The 18720-nt window shown below is 67.1% G+C and carries 16 protein-coding genes and 2 pseudogenes; 6 read left to right on the forward strand and 12 right to left on the reverse strand.

Annotation, left to right across the window (positions count from 1 at the left end):
- The first annotated feature begins 179 nt into the window (after positions 1-179).
- Both odhB and lpdA read left to right on the forward strand, forming a co-directional pair.
- Positions 180-1439: a 2-oxoglutarate dehydrogenase complex dihydrolipoyllysine-residue succinyltransferase gene (gene odhB / locus HLH25_RS05430; RefSeq protein ID WP_182973120.1), complete on the forward strand. Its 1260-nt coding sequence runs from the start codon at positions 180-182 to the stop codon at positions 1437-1439.
- 73 nt (positions 1440-1512) lie between these two features.
- Positions 1513-3255, forward strand: coding sequence for a dihydrolipoyl dehydrogenase (gene lpdA / locus HLH25_RS05435; RefSeq protein ID WP_114725458.1), 1743 nt, complete (start codon positions 1513-1515; stop codon positions 3253-3255).
- Positions 3256-3368: 113 nt separating this feature from the next.
- Here the strand turns inward: lpdA and HLH25_RS05440 are convergent, their stop codons facing one another.
- The 6 genes and pseudogenes from HLH25_RS05440 to HLH25_RS05460 form a co-directional block, all read right to left on the reverse strand.
- Positions 3369-3695, reverse strand: a complete 327-nt coding sequence (locus HLH25_RS05440; protein ID WP_182973121.1) for a zinc ribbon domain-containing protein YjdM — start codon at positions 3693-3695, stop codon at positions 3369-3371.
- 240 nt (positions 3696-3935) lie between these two features.
- A pseudogene (locus HLH25_RS20840) lies at positions 3936-4058 on the reverse strand (IS5/IS1182 family transposase); the annotation flags it as partial.
- Positions 4059-4061: 3 nt separating this feature from the next.
- Positions 4062-4272 (reverse strand): annotated as a pseudogene (locus HLH25_RS20845) (transposase); the annotation flags it as partial.
- 143 nt (positions 4273-4415) lie between these two features.
- Entirely contained in the window at positions 4416-5711 is a 1296-nt protein-coding gene (gene purD / locus HLH25_RS05450) for a phosphoribosylamine--glycine ligase (protein ID WP_182973122.1), read from the reverse strand.
- 108 nt (positions 5712-5819) lie between these two features.
- Positions 5820-7664, reverse strand: coding sequence for a glycosyltransferase family 4 protein (locus HLH25_RS05455; RefSeq protein WP_182973123.1), 1845 nt, complete (start codon positions 7662-7664; stop codon positions 5820-5822).
- Positions 7665-7705: 41 nt separating this feature from the next.
- On the reverse strand, positions 7706-9928 hold the full coding sequence (locus HLH25_RS05460; protein WP_182973124.1) for a glycosyltransferase family 4 protein: 2223 nt from the start codon (positions 9926-9928) through the stop codon (positions 7706-7708).
- A 432-nt stretch (positions 9929-10360) separates the two neighbouring features.
- Between HLH25_RS05460 and xseA the strand changes: the two genes are divergently transcribed.
- The 3 genes from xseA to HLH25_RS05475 all read left to right on the forward strand — a co-directional run bounded on the left by xseA (position 10361) and on the right by HLH25_RS05475 (position 13019).
- Positions 10361-11818, forward strand: a complete 1458-nt coding sequence (gene xseA, locus HLH25_RS05465; RefSeq protein WP_182973125.1) for an exodeoxyribonuclease VII large subunit — start codon at positions 10361-10363, stop codon at positions 11816-11818.
- 80 nt (positions 11819-11898) lie between these two features.
- The gene (locus HLH25_RS05470; RefSeq protein ID WP_182973126.1) at positions 11899-12285 is read left to right on the forward strand and encodes a BA14K family protein; all 387 of its coding nucleotides are present in this window, start codon (positions 11899-11901) and stop codon (positions 12283-12285) included.
- 287 nt (positions 12286-12572) lie between these two features.
- Positions 12573-13019 carry a DNA-binding protein gene (locus HLH25_RS05475; protein WP_310889049.1) on the forward strand — a complete coding sequence of 149 codons (447 nt, stop codon included), beginning with the start codon at positions 12573-12575 and terminating at the stop codon, positions 13017-13019.
- Between the two features lie 109 nt (positions 13020-13128).
- Here the strand turns inward: HLH25_RS05475 and HLH25_RS05480 are convergent, their stop codons facing one another.
- Positions 13129-13515 carry a hypothetical protein gene (locus tag HLH25_RS05480; RefSeq protein ID WP_182973128.1) on the reverse strand — a complete coding sequence of 129 codons (387 nt, stop codon included), beginning with the start codon at positions 13513-13515 and terminating at the stop codon, positions 13129-13131.
- A gap of 198 nt (positions 13516-13713) precedes the next feature.
- Here HLH25_RS05480 and HLH25_RS05485 point away from each other — a divergent pair, with 198 nt between their 5' ends.
- The gene (locus HLH25_RS05485; RefSeq protein WP_182973129.1) at positions 13714-14499 is read left to right on the forward strand and encodes an OmpH family outer membrane protein; all 786 of its coding nucleotides are present in this window, start codon (positions 13714-13716) and stop codon (positions 14497-14499) included.
- Positions 14500-14659: 160 nt separating this feature from the next.
- Here the strand turns inward: HLH25_RS05485 and ybaK are convergent, their stop codons facing one another.
- From ybaK to HLH25_RS05510, 5 genes are all read right to left on the reverse strand, one after another.
- Positions 14660-15151: a Cys-tRNA(Pro) deacylase gene (gene ybaK / locus HLH25_RS05490; protein WP_182973130.1), complete on the reverse strand. Its 492-nt coding sequence runs from the start codon at positions 15149-15151 to the stop codon at positions 14660-14662.
- Positions 15152-15182: 31 nt separating this feature from the next.
- Entirely contained in the window at positions 15183-15911 is a 729-nt protein-coding gene (locus HLH25_RS05495; RefSeq protein WP_182973131.1) for an SDR family NAD(P)-dependent oxidoreductase, read from the reverse strand.
- Between the two features lie 23 nt (positions 15912-15934).
- Positions 15935-17476, reverse strand: coding sequence for an amidophosphoribosyltransferase (purF, locus tag HLH25_RS05500; RefSeq protein WP_220791698.1), 1542 nt, complete (start codon positions 17474-17476; stop codon positions 15935-15937).
- A gap of 88 nt (positions 17477-17564) precedes the next feature.
- Entirely contained in the window at positions 17565-18095 is a 531-nt protein-coding gene (locus HLH25_RS05505) for a CvpA family protein (RefSeq protein ID WP_182973132.1), read from the reverse strand.
- A 171-nt stretch (positions 18096-18266) separates the two neighbouring features.
- A complete protein-coding gene (locus tag HLH25_RS05510) occupies positions 18267-18692 on the reverse strand; it encodes a phosphoribosyl-ATP pyrophosphatase (protein ID WP_182973133.1) in 426 nt (141 codons plus the stop codon).
- Positions 18693-18720: the final 28 nt, after the last annotated feature.

Raw genomic sequence — 18720 nt, forward strand, 5'->3', positions numbered from 1 at the left:
GGGTGCGTCCCGGCCAGCGGGCCGGGACGTTCGCAGGTCGGCCGGCGCGGTCTTTTCGCGCCGGCTTCAGTCTGGTTAAGTTGAGAATACACAAGCCGGCAGACGACGGGTGGGGGGCATGGAAGGCCATGCCCCGTTCCAGCACGCGGATCTGACCGGCAGAGGGAATGGAAAGAAAGATGTCTGCCGAGATCAAGGTTCCGACACTGGGCGAGAGCGTGACGACCGCCACGATTGCCAAGTGGCTGAAGAATCCGGGTGACAGCGTCGCCGCCGACGAACCGGTGGTGGAGCTGGAGACCGACAAGGTCAGCGTCGAGGTCGCAGCACCCGAAGCCGGCGTGCTGGGGCCGCAGCTCGTCGCCGAAGGCGCCGAGGTCGAGGTCGGGACCATCCTGGCGTCGGTCGAGGCCGGCAGCGGCGCCCCCAAGGCAGCCGCGCCCGCCAAGGCCCCCGAGGCCCCGAAGGCCCCTGCCGGCGTGCAGGCCCAGCCGGTCGCCGCCGGTCCGGTCGCGCGTCCCGCCACCCCGCCCTCCGATGTCGCGGCGCAGGGCGCGGCCCATGCCCCGATGCCGTCGGCGCAGAAGATGATGGCCGAGAAGGGGATCTCGACCGCCGAGATCGGCACCGGCACCGGCAAGGACGGCCGGGTGACCAAGGGTGACGTGCTGTCGTTCCTGGCCCAGCCGCCGGTGGCCAAGGCCGCTGCCGCCCCCGCCACGCCGCGCACCGACGATCCGCGCGAGGAACGGGTGAAGATGACCCGCCTGCGCCGGACCATCGCCCGCCGCCTGAAGGACGCCCAGAACACCGCCGCCCTGCTGACCACCTTCAACGAGGTGGACATGACGGCGGCGAAGGAACTGCGCGCCGAATATCGCGACGCCTTCGAGAAGAAGCATGGCGGCACCAAGCTGGGCTTCATGTCGATCTTCGCCAAGGCGGTGATGGCGGCGCTGAAGGAATTCCCGGCGGTCAATGCCGAGATCGATGGCGAGGACATCATTTATCGCGAGTTCGTCAATCTCGGCATCGCGGTCGGTGGACCCAACGGGCTGGTGGTGCCGGTGATCCGCGACGCGGAGAAGCTGAGCTTCGCCGGAATCGAGAGCGCGATCGCGGGCTTCGGCAAGCGCGCGCGTGACGGGTCGCTGAAGCTGGACGAACTGTCGGGCGGCACGTTCTCGATCACCAATGGCGGCATCTACGGCTCGCTGATGTCGACGCCGATCATCAACGCGCCGCAGTCGGCCATCCTGGGCATGCATGCCATCGTGGATCGGCCGATCGCCCTGAACGGGCAGGTCGTGATCCGGCCGATGATGTATATCGCCCTGACCTACGATCACCGCATCGTCGACGGCAAGGAAGCCGTCAGCTTCCTGGTGCGCGTGAAGCAGAACGTGGAAGACCCGCGCCGTCTGCTGCTCGAGGTCTGATGCGCCGGGGCGGACCGGGCTTTCGGCCCGGTCCGCCGATCTGATTCCGACGCAGCGAACGCAGGACAAGAAGATGACCATTGAAATCAAGGTGCCGACTCTCGGCGAGAGCGTGACCACGGCCACGATCGGCAAGTGGCTGAAGCAGCCGGGCGACAGCGTTGCCGCCGACGAACCGGTGGTGGAACTGGAGACCGACAAGGTCAGCGTCGAGGTCGCCGCGCCGTCGGCCGGCCGTCTGGGCGCGCATGCCGTGGCCGAGGGTGACGAAGTGGCCGTCGGCGCCGTGCTGACCACCGTCGAGGACGGTGCCGGCGCCGCCCCGGCGAAGCCCGCCGCCGCCAAGCCCGCCCCGGCGGCGAAGCCTGCCGAGGCCAAGGCCGCGCCGGCTCCCGCTCCCGCCGCCCCGGCGGTCGCCCCCCCGGCCGAGACCGATTACGATGTGATCGTCATCGGTGCCGGTCCCGGCGGTTATGTCTGCGCCATCCGCGCGGCGCAGCTTGGCTTCAAGGTCGCCTGCGTCGAGAAGCGCGCGACGCTGGGCGGCACCTGTCTGAATGTCGGCTGCATTCCCTCCAAGGCGCTGCTGCAATCCTCCGAGAATTTCCATGCCGCCGGCCATGATTACGCGGGCCATGGCATCCTGATCGACAGCGTCAAGCTGGATCTGAAGCGGATGATGGCGCGCAAGGCCGAGGTGGTCGATGCCAACGTCAAGGGCGTCGAGTTCCTGTTCAAGAAGAACAAGGTCACCTGGCTGAAGGGCTTCGGCAAGCTGGAAGGCACCGGCCGCATCACCGTTGACGGCAAGCCGGTAACGGCGAAGCACATCGTGATCGCCAGCGGCAGCGACAGCGCCGGCCTGCCGGGCGTCGAAGTCGATGAGAAAGTCGTCGTCACGTCGACCGGCGCGCTGGAACTGTCGGCCGTGCCGAAGAAGCTGGTCGTCATCGGCGGCGGTGTGATCGGTCTGGAACTGGGCAGCGTGTGGCACCGTCTGGGCGCCGAGGTCACGGTGGTCGAATATCTCGACCGTCTGGTGCCGGGCACGGATGGCGAAATCGCCAAGCAGTTCCAGCGCATCCTGACCAAGCAGGGTCTCCAGTTCAAGCTGGGCCACAAGGTTACCAAGGCCGAGAAGACCGGCAAGGGCGTGACGCTGACCGTCGAGCCGGCGGCCGGTGGCGCCGCCGAGACGCTGGATGCCGATATCGTGCTGTTGGCGATCGGTCGCACCGCTGCCAGCAAGGGCATGGGCCTGGAAGAAGCCGGCGTGGCGCTGGACAAGCGCGGCCGTGTTGTCACCGACGCGCACTACGCGACCAATGTGCCGGGCGTGTATGCGATCGGCGACGTGATTGCCGGCCCGATGCTGGCGCACAAGGCCGAGGATGAGGGCGTTGCCATCGCCGAGATCCTGGCCGGCCAGGCGGGCCATGTGAATTACGATGCCATCCCCGGCGTCGTCTACACCTGGCCGGAGGTCGCGACCGTCGGCCGCACCGAGGAAGACCTGAAGGGTGCCGGCGTCGCCTACAAGACCGGCAAGTTCCCCTTCACCGCCAACGGCCGCGCCCGCGCCATGGGCATGACCGACGGTTTCGTGAAGGTGCTGGCCGATGCCACCACCGACAAGGTGCTGGGCGTGCATATCATCGGCCCCGGCGCCGGCGAACTGATCGCCGAAGCCACGCTGGCGATGGAATTCGGTGCTTCGTCGGAAGACATCGCCCGGACCTGCCATGCCCACCCGACGCTGAGTGAGGCGGTCAAGGAAGCGGCGCTGGATGTGGAGAAGCGCGCGATCCATATCTGATCGCACGTTCGCAGTCGTTTCTGTCGCGCCCGGTCATTTCGATGGCCGGGCGTTTTTTTTGTGCTTTGGATAATAGAAGATGAAGAGCCGGCTTTGTCCGGCCCTGTGTTCGTTCATGCCTTGCGCAGGAACTCGGCTTTCAGCATGTAGCCGCCCGCTTCGACCGCATGGTCGCCGCCGCGCAGGCGGATGTTCTTGATCTTGGTGCCGACCTTCAGCGTCGTTGACGAGCCTTTGACCTTCAGATCCTTGATGACGACCACGGTGTCGCCGTCGGCCAGTGCGACGCCGTTGGCATCGCGGACCGTTTCTTCCGGCGGTGCCGTATCCGCGATCTCGACGGGCCATTCATAGCCGCACGTATCGCAGACATGGTTCGTACCGTCGATATGCGTTTCGTCCAGAGTGCATTGCGGGCAGGCGGGTGCGGTGGTGCTCATGAAACGGGGCTTAAGCCTGCGCCATCTGACATGCAATCCCTGGCGCGGAACAGAAATCACTTTGGAGGGGAGGGCAGCCAGCCGCTTCCCGCGGGATGAGAGCCTGTTCTGGAAATACACGCCGGACGCGACATTTTGGGTCGATCTTGCCCTTCACCCCACATGTCCAGACAGGTTCTGAGAATGTCTTCTCTCCCTGGGAACCAGAAACAGCGATTGAGAGTCTGATCCGAAAGTTTTTCAATGATGACAATGTTTTGCGGCTCTGCGGGTGAGCATTCGGATTGATGCGATCAGGGTCCATGCGTTTGATGAGGCTACGGACTTTTCCCAATCTTTGGCGCGCCGCCGGCAACGACCCAACGGCACCTCGAACAGTCCGGCATCACGCCACGCATAAAAGTAACGTCGGACCGTCGAGACCGGTGGAAAGCATTTCGGCAGGCGACGCCACGCCCGCCCGCCTGACGCGATATAAAGCATGGTGTTGACGACTTCGCGCATGTCTGTCGTTCGAGGGTGTCCGCCTCGCCGCAGGCGCGCATGGCAAGACCAAAGCCCTCTCCGCGTCCGTCATTGCGGCGTGATCCATGAAACGCCCGATCATCCAGAAGATCTGTAGAAAACTGATCTCCTACCGCCCATCCGTGTGGCAGTAGAAAAAGGCACCGGATGTTCCGGGCAGCGTCATCATGGGGATGACGCTGCCTGCGGCGGGTTTCAGTGGGAGGGGTTTTCGGTCGCGGCGCGCAGGGCGCGGTCGCCGATATCGCGCCGCCAGATGGCGTCTTCCCAATGGATGGCGGGGATGGCGTTGTAGGCGCGGGAGCGGGCTTCACCCAAGGTGGCACCCGTGGCACAGACGGTCAGGACACGGCCACCGGCGGCGACGAGCTGGCCCTGGTCGTTCCGTTTGGTGCCGGCATGGAAGATATGGACGCCGGGCTGGGCTTCGGCCTGTTCCAGCCCCGTGATCACGCCGCCGGCGGCGGGCTTGCCGGGGTATCCGCGCGCGGCGAGGACGATGCTGATGGAGTGATCGTCGGAGAAGCGGATGTCCGCCGCGTCCAGCGTGCCGGCGGCGACCGAGGCCAGGGCCGGCAGCAGGTCGGATTGCAGGCGGATCAGCAGGGCCTGGGCCTCGGGGTCGCCGAAGCGGACGTTATATTCGATCAGTTTCGGGCCGTCGGCCGTCAGCATCAGGCCGGCGAAGATGACGCCACGGAAGGGTGTGCCACGCCGCGCCATTTCCGCCAGCATCGGGCGTACCAGCAGGTCGAGCGCGGCTTCCTGCCTTGCACGGTCGAAGCCGGCGGGGGGCGAGACCGCGCCCATGCCGCCGGTGTTGGGGCCGGTGTCGCCCTCGCCGATGCGCTTGTGGTCCTGCGCCGCGCCGATCAGCACGGCGGTTTCGTCGGCGCAGAAGGCGAACAGCGACACTTCGTCGCCCATCAGGCATTCCTCGATCACCACCGACTGTCCGGCGGCGCCGAGGGCGGCATCGTCCATCATGGACCGGATGGCCTCTTCGGCTTCCGCGACCGTCATCGCGACGACCACGCCCTTGCCGGCGGCCAGGCCGTCGGCCTTGATCACGATCGGCGCGCCACGGCGGCGGACGAAATCCAGCGCCGGGGCGGCTGCGTCGAACCGTTCCCAGCGGGCGGTGGGGATGGAGGCGGCGTCGCAGACTTCCTTGGTGAAGCTCTTGCTGCCTTCCAGTTCGGCGGCGGCGCGGCTGGGGCCGGCGCAGGGGATGCCGGCGTCGCGGCAGGCATCGGCCAGGCCGGCGACCAGCGGGGCTTCGGGGCCAGGCACCACCAGGTCGATCCGCTCGGCCTTTGCGAAGGCCACCAGGGCCGGTACGTCGTCGACGGCGATGGCGACATTGGTGCCCAGCGCGGCGGTGCCCGGATTGCCGGGCGCGATGAACAGGGCCTCCAGCGCCGGCGAGCGGGCGATCGCTGCCGCCATCGCATGTTCCCGTCCACCCGATCCGACCAGAAGCACCCGCATCACGTTACCGTCCCTGTTGCTGACATATCTGACATCCCCGGCTGTCCGGGGAGGCCGTCTCTATCATACCCGGCGCGGCGGGACGATGTCCTTTGCGGCGGCGCGGGGTCATGACCGGCGTTTCCGCCCGCGTTTCACGAGCCTGTCCACGGTTCTTCCCAGGCCGGCGAGCAGGCTGCGCCGCTCGGGCGGTCGTGGCCCGGCGCGCCGGATGGTGACGCCGCCGAAGGAAAGCGCGGCCGAAAAGGGCTTGGAGAATGCAACGCGGAATTCGGTGGTCGGATCGCCGGCCGGCAGGTCGAAACGCAGCGTAAAGATTGTGGATGGCCCGATTGTCGCGGCACGCAGCCGGTGCCTGCCGACGACGCCGCCGGGCATGCAGAAGACGTCGATCACCACGTCGCTGGCGAACGGGTTGCCGGCAGGGTCGATGACGAGATCGAATACGACCTCGAAATAGCCTTTCGGCAAGGTGAGATAGGGTCCGAAGATCCGGTGGCCGGATGGGTAGGGGCCGGCCGCGAAGTCCAGCCTGCCGTCGACCAGTCTGGAATCGCGGCCAGTGAACAGTTCCGCCCCGAAATGGAGCTGCCCCTGCGTTGCTGGCGCTCCAAACGCCGCGGCATGGAGGGCCTCCCGCCCCTCTGTGAGATCGCGGAACATCCGGAGATCGTGGAACGAGACGAGATTGCTGCCGCTGTCATGCAGCACCGCGGTTTCGAACGCGTCGATCGCGGGCGGCTGGCTGCCGCGTGCGGTCTCGCCCGCGCGCAGCAGCCAGCCGCCGAGGGCTTTTTCGATGTCGGGCGTCAGGGCGCTGGTGTCCTCCGACAGCGCGCGCAGCCTGGCCATCGTCGTCTCTCGGTCGTTTTCGGCCAGACGGCGGAGACCTTGCGTGATCTGGTCGCGCACCACGCGCGGGGAATAATGTTCGCGGATATGCTGCTGGGCGTCGAGGACCTGACTGTGCACCAGCGGGTCCGCAAGGCTGGCCACGGCGGCGGCGAACAGGTTCAGGTCGTAATGCTGGAAGGCCAGCGGATGCTCGGCGAGAAGGGAGTCCAGCGCCGTATTGCGCCAGGCGACGACCGGCAGGTCGCACCGCATGGCCTCGAAGACGGGCAGGCCGAATCCTTCATGCTCGGAGAGGCAGAGAAGTGCGTCGGACTGCCTGTAGAGCGCGCTGAGTTCGGCTTCGGAAATCTCGCCCAGGAAACGGACATCGACCTGGAGCTTCGCCGCGAATGCCGCGATGTCCTTCTTGACGTCATCTTCCCGGCCGGCGAAGCGCACGATGACGGGGCGGCCGGTGAGGGCCGCGACGCGCCGGGCGATCGCCACGATGGAGCGATGGCCCTTATGGGCCACCACGCGGCTGACGAAGACGAGATTGATCGGCCCTTCCTGCGGGAAAATCCGGTGCCGCGGCGTGCTGTCGGGGTTTGTCGCGGCGGTCAGGTAACGGCTCGCGGGGAAGACGGTCGTGCATCGGCCGGGATCGCCGCCCAGGGCTGCGAACTGGTCGCGTGTGAAGTCCGAATTGACCCAGAAACGCAGATGCGGTGCCTGTGCGAGGGCAACGATGTTTTCGAATCCTGCCAGCGTATGCGACAGGTGCGTGGACTGGGAGAGGTAGAACCACGGCGCGGTGTTGTTGTGCCAGCGTATGACCGCGCGGGCAGGGCGCCCGCGCAGGAAATCGTCGATCGCCGGCCATGCGCCGCAATAATGATAGATGATGATGCCATCGGGGTTTTCGTCGCACCATGCGTGGAATTGGGGCAGGTCCTCGATCGGCACGTCGGGGTGGCGGGCCTGGTCGAAACGCTCGGCGAACAGGCGGGCTGTTTCGCCGCCCGGCATGTCGCGCAGGAGACGATATTGATAGACGCAATCGAAGCCGATCGAGTCGCTGATTTCGAACAGGCCCTGAACAAGGAAAGCGATTTTCATGAATGGCTGGTCCGAGGTTCCGGGCGATGGCGCGGGCGATGTCACGATCCTGCCCCCTGAAGTTCGGCACGCGCCAGGCTGGCGGCGGGATGCCGGGTGGCCGCGGCGGCTTCGTAATACCGTCGCGCGTCGTCGGGCCGTCCGGTTATCTTGTAGAAATGGCCGATCTGAAGAGTGAGATCGGGATCGTCGGGGCGCATGCCGAGCGCCCGCAGATAAAACCGCTCCGCCACGGCCATCGCCCCTGTTTCCTTGAGCATATGGGCACATTGAACGGTATAGTCGAAATGATCCGGTTGCAGCAGCAACCCCTTTAAATAGAGCCTGGCCGCGCCCGCCCATTGGGCTTCGTCACGCGCAACGTCGCCGGCGCGGAAAAGACGGCGGGCACGAACCTTGCCCAGAACAGCGCGGCCGCGCCCCCCTGTCAGCAGCGTTTCGATCTCCGATACCGGAAGCGGCGGATTTTCCTGGTCTTCGGTCTCGTGCTCGACCGTGAAACCGCGATGTGCGTTCCGCAGCCTGGCACCGCCGAACGTCACCGTCCCTGTGAAAGCCTGGCGGGGATGGATGCGAAACGTGACCGGGGCGGATGCGTCCGCCGTCTCGAAGGTAACGCCGGCGGGGGGCATTTTCTCTCCCGGCCGGCGTGTCAGGCAGTCGCGACCAACGACGTGCGTGCCGTTCACGACGGCTTCGATATCGACCGTCAGTTCGCCTGGGGTGTGGAGCGTGATGTCGAGGATGAAGCGTATCCGATAGGCGCCGGCGGGCAGGGTGATGGAGGGGCCGGTGACAAGGGGCCTGGCAGGATAACGCCGTGCCGTGCCAGTGGAGCCGGATTGACGCGCAGGCGTGGTGATGACGGCGGGAAAGCACTGGAAATCCGCTGGGCTGATTGGAAGGTCGGTATCGTTTTCCGTCGCCAGGGCCGCATAGCGCCGGGCTGTCGTCATCTCGGTGTGTGCGCGTGTCAGCCTGAGGTCGTGAAGCGAGGTGATGTTGATATGGCTGTCATAGGCCAGGTCGGCTTCGCTGCTTTGCGGAAAATGCTCTGCCGCGCGATGCCATTCGCGCACGACCTGCCGGAGGATGGCGGGATAGCGCTCAAGCGACGGTTCGCCCAGATCCGCATCGGGCGCCGATGCCGCCTTGTCCTGCCGGCCGGTCGGAAACACGCCGGCCAGGCCCGCGAGAATCTGATCGTTCGTGATCTCGGGCCGATAGCGGGGCAGGAGCGTTGCCTGGCATTCCAGAACGCGGCTGCGCACCGCCGGATCGTGCAGGGCGGCGATGGCGGATGCGAACGTGTCGATATCAAAATGCCGGAAAGCGAAAGGATGGCCATCCAGCAGGGTTTCCAGCGCCGTCACCGCCCAGGCGACCACCGGAACGCCAGCAAGCAGCGCGCCGAAGACATCGTGCCCGAAGCCCTCATGTTCGGAAAGACTGAGACATGCATGCGACCGGGTGTGGAGATCGCGCAACGTGCTCTGTGAAATGCCTTCATGCAGCACGATTTTGCAGTCTGCCGTTTCGATGCTGTCGCGCAGGGCACAGGCATAAGGTGTGGGATCGTGGAAGCCATTGCCCACGAAATGGAGCGTGAGAGGGCGGCCGGTGAGCGCCTTGACCCGCTCGGCGACATGGATGGCGTTGATCTGCCCCTTGTGGGGGGCGACGTGTCCGATGACCAGAACGATCGTTTCGTGGGGGGACGTGTCATGCGCCGTTCGTGCTTCTGGTGTCGCCTGTTCCGCGACGGCATGTGTTGCGGGAAAGACGACGCGGCTTCGGTCGGCCCGGCCACCCAGGGCACGGAACTGTTCGCGCGTGAAAGGCGAATTGCACCAGACGTGGATGTTGGGGTGGCGCGCGATCTCGGCAATGGTTTCGTAGCCCGCCAGGGCGGCGTGTGCATCGGCATTCTGCCGGCCGAACGTGAACCAGGGAGGTGTGGCGTTATGCCAGCGCAGGATCACGGGCGCGCGCCGGCTGGTCAGAAGATCGAGGAGCGGAAGCGGGCCGTCCCGGTAATGGACCAGGAGGACGGCATCGTCATGTTCCGCACACCAGCGCGGAAGATCGGCCGGGGAGGCGATGTCGGAGGTCGGGGACGTGCCGGAGTCAGGCTGGTCGGTAAAGAGCGTTACCGCCTGGTCAGGGAAATGATCGCGCAGGAACCGGTATTGCGCGGCACAATCGAACCAGGCCGGATCGCCGGGGTCGGAGAGAGGGGCGGTCCATAAAGCAATTTTCATCATATTGCCCTGGTTATTGCCAAAATGAAGTGTCCAGCCAACGAAAACGCGCATCAGGCGGCATAAGGCGCGGGAGGTGGCGCCTGATCGGGAGAAGGGAAAAAGCGGGCCGTCGGCACCGCGTCGGCGGCGACCGGGTGCATTGCGCGCGCATGGCGGGCAGCGCGCCGCCGTCGCTGATCACTGCCGGGGCGCCAGACGCCATCGTGTCCGGCCCGGCAGGCCGTTCTTGACTCGACATCGGCACTTTTCAGACAGTCTTTTAATGGTGTTACCCATTACGCCCTATCGGTAACAGAGGCAACCGTCCGGGGCCGGCCGGGATGGGGTGTGACGGCTGGAAAGCGGCGACCACGCCGGCGGCACCGTCGGGAATGAGTCCGGTCGGGTCTGTCCGGTCTTTCGGGATCGGCGCGTCTATCCTACCTTACGGCGATGGACGAAACGCTGCGCACTTCCGGTGGCCCCGGACCGGGTAACGTGCCCGAATATTCAGTCTCCGAGATTTCGGGGGCGATCCGCCGTACGCTTGAGGGGACCTTCGGCCGCGTGCGCGTGCGGGGCGAGATCACGGAATTCAAACGCTATTCCTCCGGCCATCTTTATTTCTCGCTGAAGGATGAGAGCGGGAAAATCTCGGGCGTCGTCTGGCGCGGGTCGGTGTCGCGGCTGGGGCTGGTGCCGGAAAACGGGCTGGAAATCATCGCGACCGGCAAGGTCTCGTCGTATGGCGAGCGCTCGTCCTACCAGTTGATCGTCGAGCGGATGGAATATGCCGGCGAAGGGGCGCTGCTGGCGCGCATCGAGCGGCTGCGCCTGAAACTGGCCGCCGAGGGGCTGTTCGATGCCGCGCGCAAGCGGGCGCTGCCGTTCCTGCCCGGTGTGATCGGTATCGTCACCTCCGCGCAGGGGGCGGTGCTGCATGATATCCGCACCACCGTCGCCCGGCGTTTTCCGCGCCGGCTGCTGGTGTGGCCGGTCGCCGTGCAGGGCGAAGGGGCCGCGGCGCAGATTGCCGCCGCCATCGCCGGGTTCGATGCGATCGACGGGCGCGGGGCGGTGCCGCGCCCTGATGTGCTGATCGTCGCGCGCGGCGGCGGGTCGCTGGAAGACCTGATGGCCTTTAATGACGAGGCCGTGCTGCGGGCGGTGGATGCCTGCCGCATTCCGCTGATTTCGGCGGTCGGGCATGAGACCGACACCACGCTGATCGATTACGTCTCCGACCGGCGCGCGCCCACCCCCACGGCGGCGGCCGAGATGGCGGTGCCGGCGCGGGCCGAACTGGTGGCCGACCTGGCGCATCGTGTCGCGCGCCTGACCAGCGGGTTGACCCGCCTGACGCAGACCACGCGGCTGCGGCTGGACCGGGCGGCGGCGCGGATGCCCGACCTGCCGTCGCTGCTGGCCACGGCGCGGATGCGGGTGGACGACCGGGGCGAGCGGCTGGACCGTGCATTGCCGGGGCTGATCGAGCGGCGGCGCGCCGCCCTGCTGGCGACCGGGCGCATGATGCCCTCGCCGTTGCTGCTGACGGGGCCGGCACGGGCGCGGTTGGACCTCGTGGCCAGTCATCTGCTCTCGGGCCTGCGCCAGGCGCTGCGCGACCGCCGGGCGCGAACCGACCGGATGCGCCTGTCGGCGGCGCCGCTGGCGGGGATGGTGCGCGAGCGGCGCGCCCATCTGAACGGGCTGGCGGGGCGGCTGGAGTCGCTGTCGCCCATGGCGGTGCTGGAGCGCGGCTATGTGCTGGTGCGCGATCCGTCAGGCGTGCCGGTGACCCGCGCGGCCGACGTGCGGCCGGATGGCCGGCTGGAACTGACATTCGCCGATGGCGTGGCGGAGGTTCGCGCGCTGCGGCCCGACGGGTCGCAGGGGCGGCTCGATCTTTGACCCTGCGGGCGATAAGACGGATGATGGATCGGACCGGATCGGCTTGCCCGATAGCCGGCCGGAGGACACAGGACAGAGCCATGAACACACGTCTCCGGTCTTCTTTCGCGCGCTCGGTCGGCCGGGTGGCGCTGGGCGTGCCGCCGGTTCTGGTTCTGCTGGCCGGCTGCGCCCAACCCCCCGCGCCGGTGGCGAGCCAGCCGGTGCGGCATCCGCCCTTGCAGTTCGCGCCGGGAACGGTGACGGAAGCCCCGCCGCCCGCCAACGAGGCGCAACTGGTGAACGATCCCTCCGCGCCGCTCGATACGCCGCTCTGCGGTGCCGCGGCGCATGCGACGCAGGCCATGGCGGCGCGGGTGAATCCGGCGCCGCTGGCGTCGGGGAATGCCTGCGTGGCCAATGCGTGCTTTGATCCGCTGACCGGGACTTATATCGGCGCGGACGGGGAGCGGCATATCTGCCGTTGAGTATTTGTTCTTTTTTGAAAAAAAGAACCAAAAAACTTTTGATCTGTTTAGGACTCTTCTGCGCGGGTAGAGAGCGTTCTTAAACGAATAAAAGTCTTTTTGCTTCTTTTTCTTCAGAAAAAGAAGGCTCTTTCTTTGCCCTCATGCCAACACAGACCGAGATCGCATAAGGCTTATCCGGAAACACGCCTGCGGTCGGTGCAGGTTATGATTGACAGCCGAAGCCACGGGGCAACATCGTCGGGGGGATGAGCGGCCTCACTCCTCCGGATGGCGCCAGTGACGGCTTGGCGACCGTTCACGTTTTTCCGCTGCGGCGCATGTTGCCGCTGGTCGATGCTGCGCTTTATCTGGGCATTCCCGCGCGACGGCTGCGTATGTTGGGCCTGCTGCATGCGGGGCCACGCCCGGCGGCGCGGAACGGGCGGACCCTGATGTATCGGGTCGAGGACCTGGATCGCTATGTGACGCAATTATACGGTCGGGCCAGGATTTCGGCGGGAGAAGAAGCGCGGCAGCGGCAGGAATGGCGGGCGCGGATCGCGGCGCCGCCCGTGCGGGACGCACGCGGGCGCCCGGCCAGGCTGATCGACCCCTGCATGCAGGCTTTGACGCTGGATGCGTTGGTATCGTCTGGCGGGCCGCTGGGGCTGAAGCTGCTGTTCGCCTCGGGGCTGGGGCTGATCTTTCTCTCTCATACGCCGGTGATGTGGCGGCTGTATGCGATGTTGTGATGCTTGCCCGCATAGGGGTGTGACGTCGGGAACATTTGCATCACGCACCGACGCCACAACCGTGGATTGCGCTCGAATTACAGCGGAATTGTGGCTTTTGGGGCGTTTGTCAGCAGGCTCCGGCGCAGGGTGGTTCCGGCGGCGGCAGCAGGCCACCGGTCAGGCCGGGCGGGCGCATGGAGGGCTCGGGCGCGCGGGCGCCGGGTGGTGGCGGGGGCACGATCTGCGGCACGTTCGGCGGCAGGCTCTGCACGTCCATCGGCTGGGCCTGGGGGATGGGCTGGCCGCGATAATAGAGCGGCCCGCGATAGCTCTGCGGCAACTGGGCCGCATTCAGCCGGTCGACCAGCGAGTCGCCTGTTCCATCGGGATAGGCGGAGTGCGATGGCCGGGGGGCCGAGGCCGGTGCGTGGCGCGCGCAGGACAGCGCCGGCGGCAGGCACAGGGCGGCGAGGGTGAGGCAGCCGGCAATCTGCCGATGGAGACGCGGGTTCAAGGCGACGGACCCTTTCAGAGTGGGAGAGAGGGCAAGTATGGCATGTTCCGGGGTTGATCGTCGTGCCTGCATGTACGTGTTTGAACGGCCGAGGACTGGTCAGGCTCCCGGTGATCGGCTAGGCAGGGCAGCATTGCTGTTCTGCTGTTTCCGGCCTTCGCGCCGTCGCGTTTGCTCCCTGCCTTACGGATTGCGATCATGACCGATATTTCCCGGCCCTCGTGCCGCCGGCTTCTGGCTGGATTCTTCGTTGTGACCGGGATGGGCGCCGTCCTGACCCCCGCTTTCGCGGCGGCGCCGGCGGCGCGGACAGCGCATGCGGCAGCGCCCGCGCCCGCGGCGGCTTCCGCTCCCGCCTCCGCTCCCGCCGGTGCCGACCAGCAGCCGCTTCTGCCCGCGCCGCCGGTGCCCGATTTCGCGCCGTTGCCGCCTGGCGCCAAGCCGCCCGCGCCGATCGTGGGCGTGTTCGATACCGATGCGATCATGCGGCAATCGGTTGCGATCCAGGAAGTCGAGAAGGAAATGGCCGCGCGGCGCGATGCCCTGATCCGCGAGGTGCGGACCGAGGAACAGCAGCTTCAGACCCTGCGCCAGCAGATGATGAATGCGCCCCGGGCCGAGGCGGAGGCCCAGCAGCGCGCCTTGCAGCAGCGCGCGGCGGCCGATCAGCGCAAGTTCGGCAATCGCAACCGCATTCTGGAGGAAGATATCCAGATCGCGTTGAATCAGGTTCAGCGTGAAATCGCCCAGGTGGTGCATACCGTGGCGAAGGCGCGCGGGCTGACGCTGGTGGTGCAGTCGGGCCTGACCGTGCTGCATGGGCCGCAGGTCGATATCAGCGACCAGGTGGCGAGCCGGCTGAATGCCATTCTGCCGCATGTCTATCTGCCGGCGGCGAACGAGGACCCGGAAGTGATCGCGAAATCGGGCAAGTTCCCGACCGCGCCGGTACAGATGACCGACCCGCAGCAGCAGCAGGGATAAGAAGGCGTTCTTCTGTAAGAAAAGACCCAAGAAACTCTTGAATCTTTAGAACGTGATGCGGCCCGACAAATGGCCGCCTCACGTCCCGAACTCGCCTGCCGCAAGCAGATCGAAAAACGGATAAAAGTCTTTTTGCTTCTTTTTCTTCAGAAAAAGAAGATCACTCCGCTGTCAGATCCGCCAATATGGCCGCGCTGGCGCGCAATGCGTCGGCCGGTACCAGGCGTACCTGCAAGCCGCGCTGGCCGCCATTGGTATAAAGATAAGGCAGGTCGGCGGCCTGCCGCGCGAAGGCCGTGGGCACGCGCTTCTTCTGCCCGAACGGGCTGATGCCGCCGACGCGGAAGCCGGTGATGCGCTCGGCATCGGCCGGCTTCATCATCCTGGCGCTCTTGCCGCCGAAGGCGGTGGCCAGTTTCTTCATGCTGACTTCGTGGTCCGACGGCACGACGACGCATACGGCGTTGCCGTCGATTTCCGCCATCAGGGTCTTGAAGACGCGGGCCGGGGGTTCGCCGATCGCTTCGGCGGCCTGGACGCCCAGGCGGTCGGCGTCGGGGTCGTAGCTGTAGAGTACGGCGGTGAAGGCGATTCCGGCGCGGGTGAGGGCCAGCGTGGCCGGCGTGCCGGGGGTCTGGGGTTTCTTGGCCATGAAGGTGTCATAACAGGATCGGGCGTGCGCGTCAGGCTCTCGCGTGTGCCGTGATCCGTTGGCCGTGGCGCTGCTCGTCGGGCCGGCACAGGGCGGCGATGGCGGTGGCGGCCTGTTCGGGCCGGGGCAGGGCGGACAGGTCGGCGGCGGGCATGGCCTGCACCCGCAGGCGGGTGGCGACCGGGCCGGGGTCGTAGAGATTGACCCGGAGCGCCGAGTCCGGCCCGATTTCGTCGGCCCAGGTCAGTACCACGGCCTCCATGACTGCTTTCGAGGCGGCCATCATGCCCCAGAAACTGGCGGGGCGGGTGGTGTGTCCGTCGGTCAGGAACAGGGCGCGGCCGGCGGGGGCGCGGTCCAGCAGGGGGGCGGTGGTGCGGATCAGCCGCCAGGCGGCGGTGGCGTTGACCGCGAGCGTGGTGTCCCAGTCGGTGTCGCGCATGTGGGTGACGGGCGTGAGCACGCCCAGCATGGCGGCGCAATGGACCAGCACGTCCAGCCGGCCGAAGCGGGCGGCGATCGAGGGACCCAGCGCGTCGATCGCGGCGCCGTCGCGCAGGTCCATGGGCAGCAGGGTGGCGGGCCGGCCGGTGCGGCGGGTGATCAGGTCGTCGGTTTCCTCCAGCCCGCCCGGCGTGCGGGCGGTGAGGATGCAGTGCGCCCCGGCATCGGCCAGGGCCAGGGCGGTGGCGCGGCCGATGCCCCGGCTGGCGCCGGTGATCAGGGCGATGCTGCCGGGAGGGGCGCTATCCGGCGGCATGTGGTCTCAGCCCCGGCAGGGGATCACGCGGCGTCGGAATGCGGGTCGCCGCCGGCGGCTTCGTAATCGACCAGGGCGATCGGGTAGTCGCCGGTGAAGCAGGCATCGCAATAGCGGCCGGCGGCGGCGTCGCGTCCCTCATGGCCCAGGGCGCGGTACAGGCCGTCGAACGAGATGAAGGCCAGGCTGTCCACGCCGATCAGTTCGGCCATTTCCTTCAGGTCGTGGCGGGCGGCCAGCAGCTTGCTGCGCTCGGGCGTGTCGATGCCGTAGAAGCAGGAATGGGTGGTGGGCGGCGAGGAGATGCGCATATGCACCTCGCGCGCGCCCGCCGCGCGGACCATGTCCACGATCTTGCGCGAGGTGGTGCCGCGCACGATCGAATCGTCGACCAGCACCACGCGCTTGCCGTCCAGCACCGGACGGTTGGTCGAGTGTTTCAGCTTGACGCCCAGATGGCGGATCTGGTCGGTCGGCTCGATGAAGGTGCGGCCGACATAATGGTTGCGGATGATGCCGAGTTCGAAGGGAATGCCGCTGGCCATCGCATAGCCCATGGCCGAAGGCACGCCGGAATCCGGCACCGGCACGATCACGTCGGCGTCCACCCCGCTTTCGCGGGCCAGTTCGACGCCGATGCGCTTGCGCGCCTCGTAGACCGGCACGCCGTCCAGCACCGAGTCCGGGCGGGCGAAATAGATATATTCGAACACGCAGAAGCGGGCCTTCCGCTCGCCGAAGGGCTTGACCGAGCGCACGCCGTCATTGTCGATGATGACGACTTCGCCCGGCTCGACATCGCGGACGAATTCCGCGCCCACGATGTCCAGCGCGCAGGTCTCGCTGGCCAGCACCCAGGAGGGCGAGGCGGACTCGGTTTCGCCGGGGATGCGGCCCAGGATCAGCGGCCGCACGCCCAACGGGTCGCGCACGCCGATCAGCGCCTCGCGTGACAGCACGACCAGCGAATAGGCGCCCAGCACCTGCTTCAGCGCGTCGATCAGCCGGTCGATCACCGAGGCGTAGAGCGAAATCGCGATCAGGTGGATGAACACCTCGCTGTCGGTCGTGGACTGGAAGATGCAGCCACGGCGGATCAGGGCGCGCTTCAGCGTCTCGGCGTTCGTCAGGTTGCCGTTATGCGCCACCGCCAGGCCGCCGAACTCGAAATCGGCGAACAGCGGCTGCACGTTGCGGATCAGCGTGGCGCCGGTGGTGGCGTAGCGGTTGTGGCCCACCGCCCGGTGGCCGGGCAGGGTAGCCATGACCCGTGCGTCGCCGAACACGTCGCCGACCAGCCCTAGCCCCTTGTGGGTGTGGAAACGCTCGCCGTCATACGACACGATGCCCGTGGCTTCCTGCCCGCGATGCTGGAGCGCATGCAGCCCCAGCGCCGTCAGCGCCGAGGCGTCGTTGACGTTCCAGACGCCGAAGACGCCGCATTCCTCATGCGGCTTGTCGTCGTCGTGCCACTGCGGCGGCACGTCGTCGCGGTGGCCCGACGGACACGCGGCGGCCGGGCTGCATGAGGTGGCGGCCTGCGGGACGGTGGGGCGGATCGGCATGATCAGTTCTCTCTTTCCTCGGCTTGCGACCGGGCGAAGACCCTGGGCAGGCCCCAGGGAGGCGAAGGGGGAAGGTCCCGTTCAGGGGTCATATCGGGGCGTCATGGCGCGTCTGCATCGGTTGCGCAAGGCGTGACTGCATGGAAATGGGCAGGAGTCCGCTCAGAAAGAAGGCCCCCCGTGCAACGAAAGCGGTTACCCGTGCGTCCTGCACCGGCTGGGGCCAGTCCATCGGGGCCACTTCCGTGCCGACCGCGATGTAGAGCGCGGCCAGAAGAACGTAGCCACGCAGGCCGCCGAACAGCAGGCCCAGCATGCCGTTCAGCCCCCCGAAAACCGAATCGCGGACGAGCTGGCCGAGAAGATGGGCCACCAGCGTGAAGACGATCAGCAGCCCGATAAAGGGCAGGACGAAGCCGGCGGCGGTGGCAACCAGCGGATTGTCGATCCAGGGCGCGAGCGCCTGATGCACCGGGTCCATCCAGCGCAGGGCCAGGACCAGCGCGCCGGCCCAGGTCGCCAGACCCAGGATTTCGCGGACCAGGCCGCGCGCCCACCCGAACAGCGCCGAGGCCAGCACGACCAGTGCCGCCGCCAGATCCACCCAGGCCCCGTTCATGGACCGGGATCGGCCACCGGGCCGGATGCTGGCGAAAAAGGGACCCGAGACATGAGGGGCAGGGCTGTCCTTGTGCTGCGGCGGGCCGTCATGGCCCGATGAGGCGCGATCCAGGCGCGCTTATGCCACCCGTTTTCCTTTGAAGCCAAAGGAAAGATCGCACCCCCGCCATCAGGGCAGCTTGGTGGACTGGATCTTCCACGGCCGGCCCAGGGCGCGCCCGGCCGACCGCCCGGCACGGCGGCGCGGCGTGTTGTTCAGCATCATCAGCAATTCGCCGACCTGGGTGCGGCGGTCCAGTTCGGTCCAGACGGCGCCGGCCGAGAGGTTCCGCGCCGCCCAGATCCGCATCAGGCTGGTCAGCACATGGGCGCTCTCGCGGATGAGCTGGCTCCTGTCGCCGGCGATCAGCCCCACCACGCAATGGTCGCCATGGACGCCGAAGGCGCGGGTCATGCGGCGGATGTCGCGCTCCGTGGGCGGGGGCGCCTGGGCGGCATCGTGCGACAGCGCCTGCCACAGGGCCTCGACCGCCTGCCGTGCCTCGGGCGCGGCGGCGGTGTCGTCATCCGGCGGTGGAAGGGGGGAAGGTGCCATCCCGCGATGATGCCGGGGGCGGGATCAT

Origin of the sequence: Gluconacetobacter dulcium, from assembly GCF_014174165.1 — a bacterium.
GTDB classification, from domain to species: Bacteria; Pseudomonadota; Alphaproteobacteria; order Acetobacterales; family Acetobacteraceae; genus Gluconacetobacter; species Gluconacetobacter dulcium.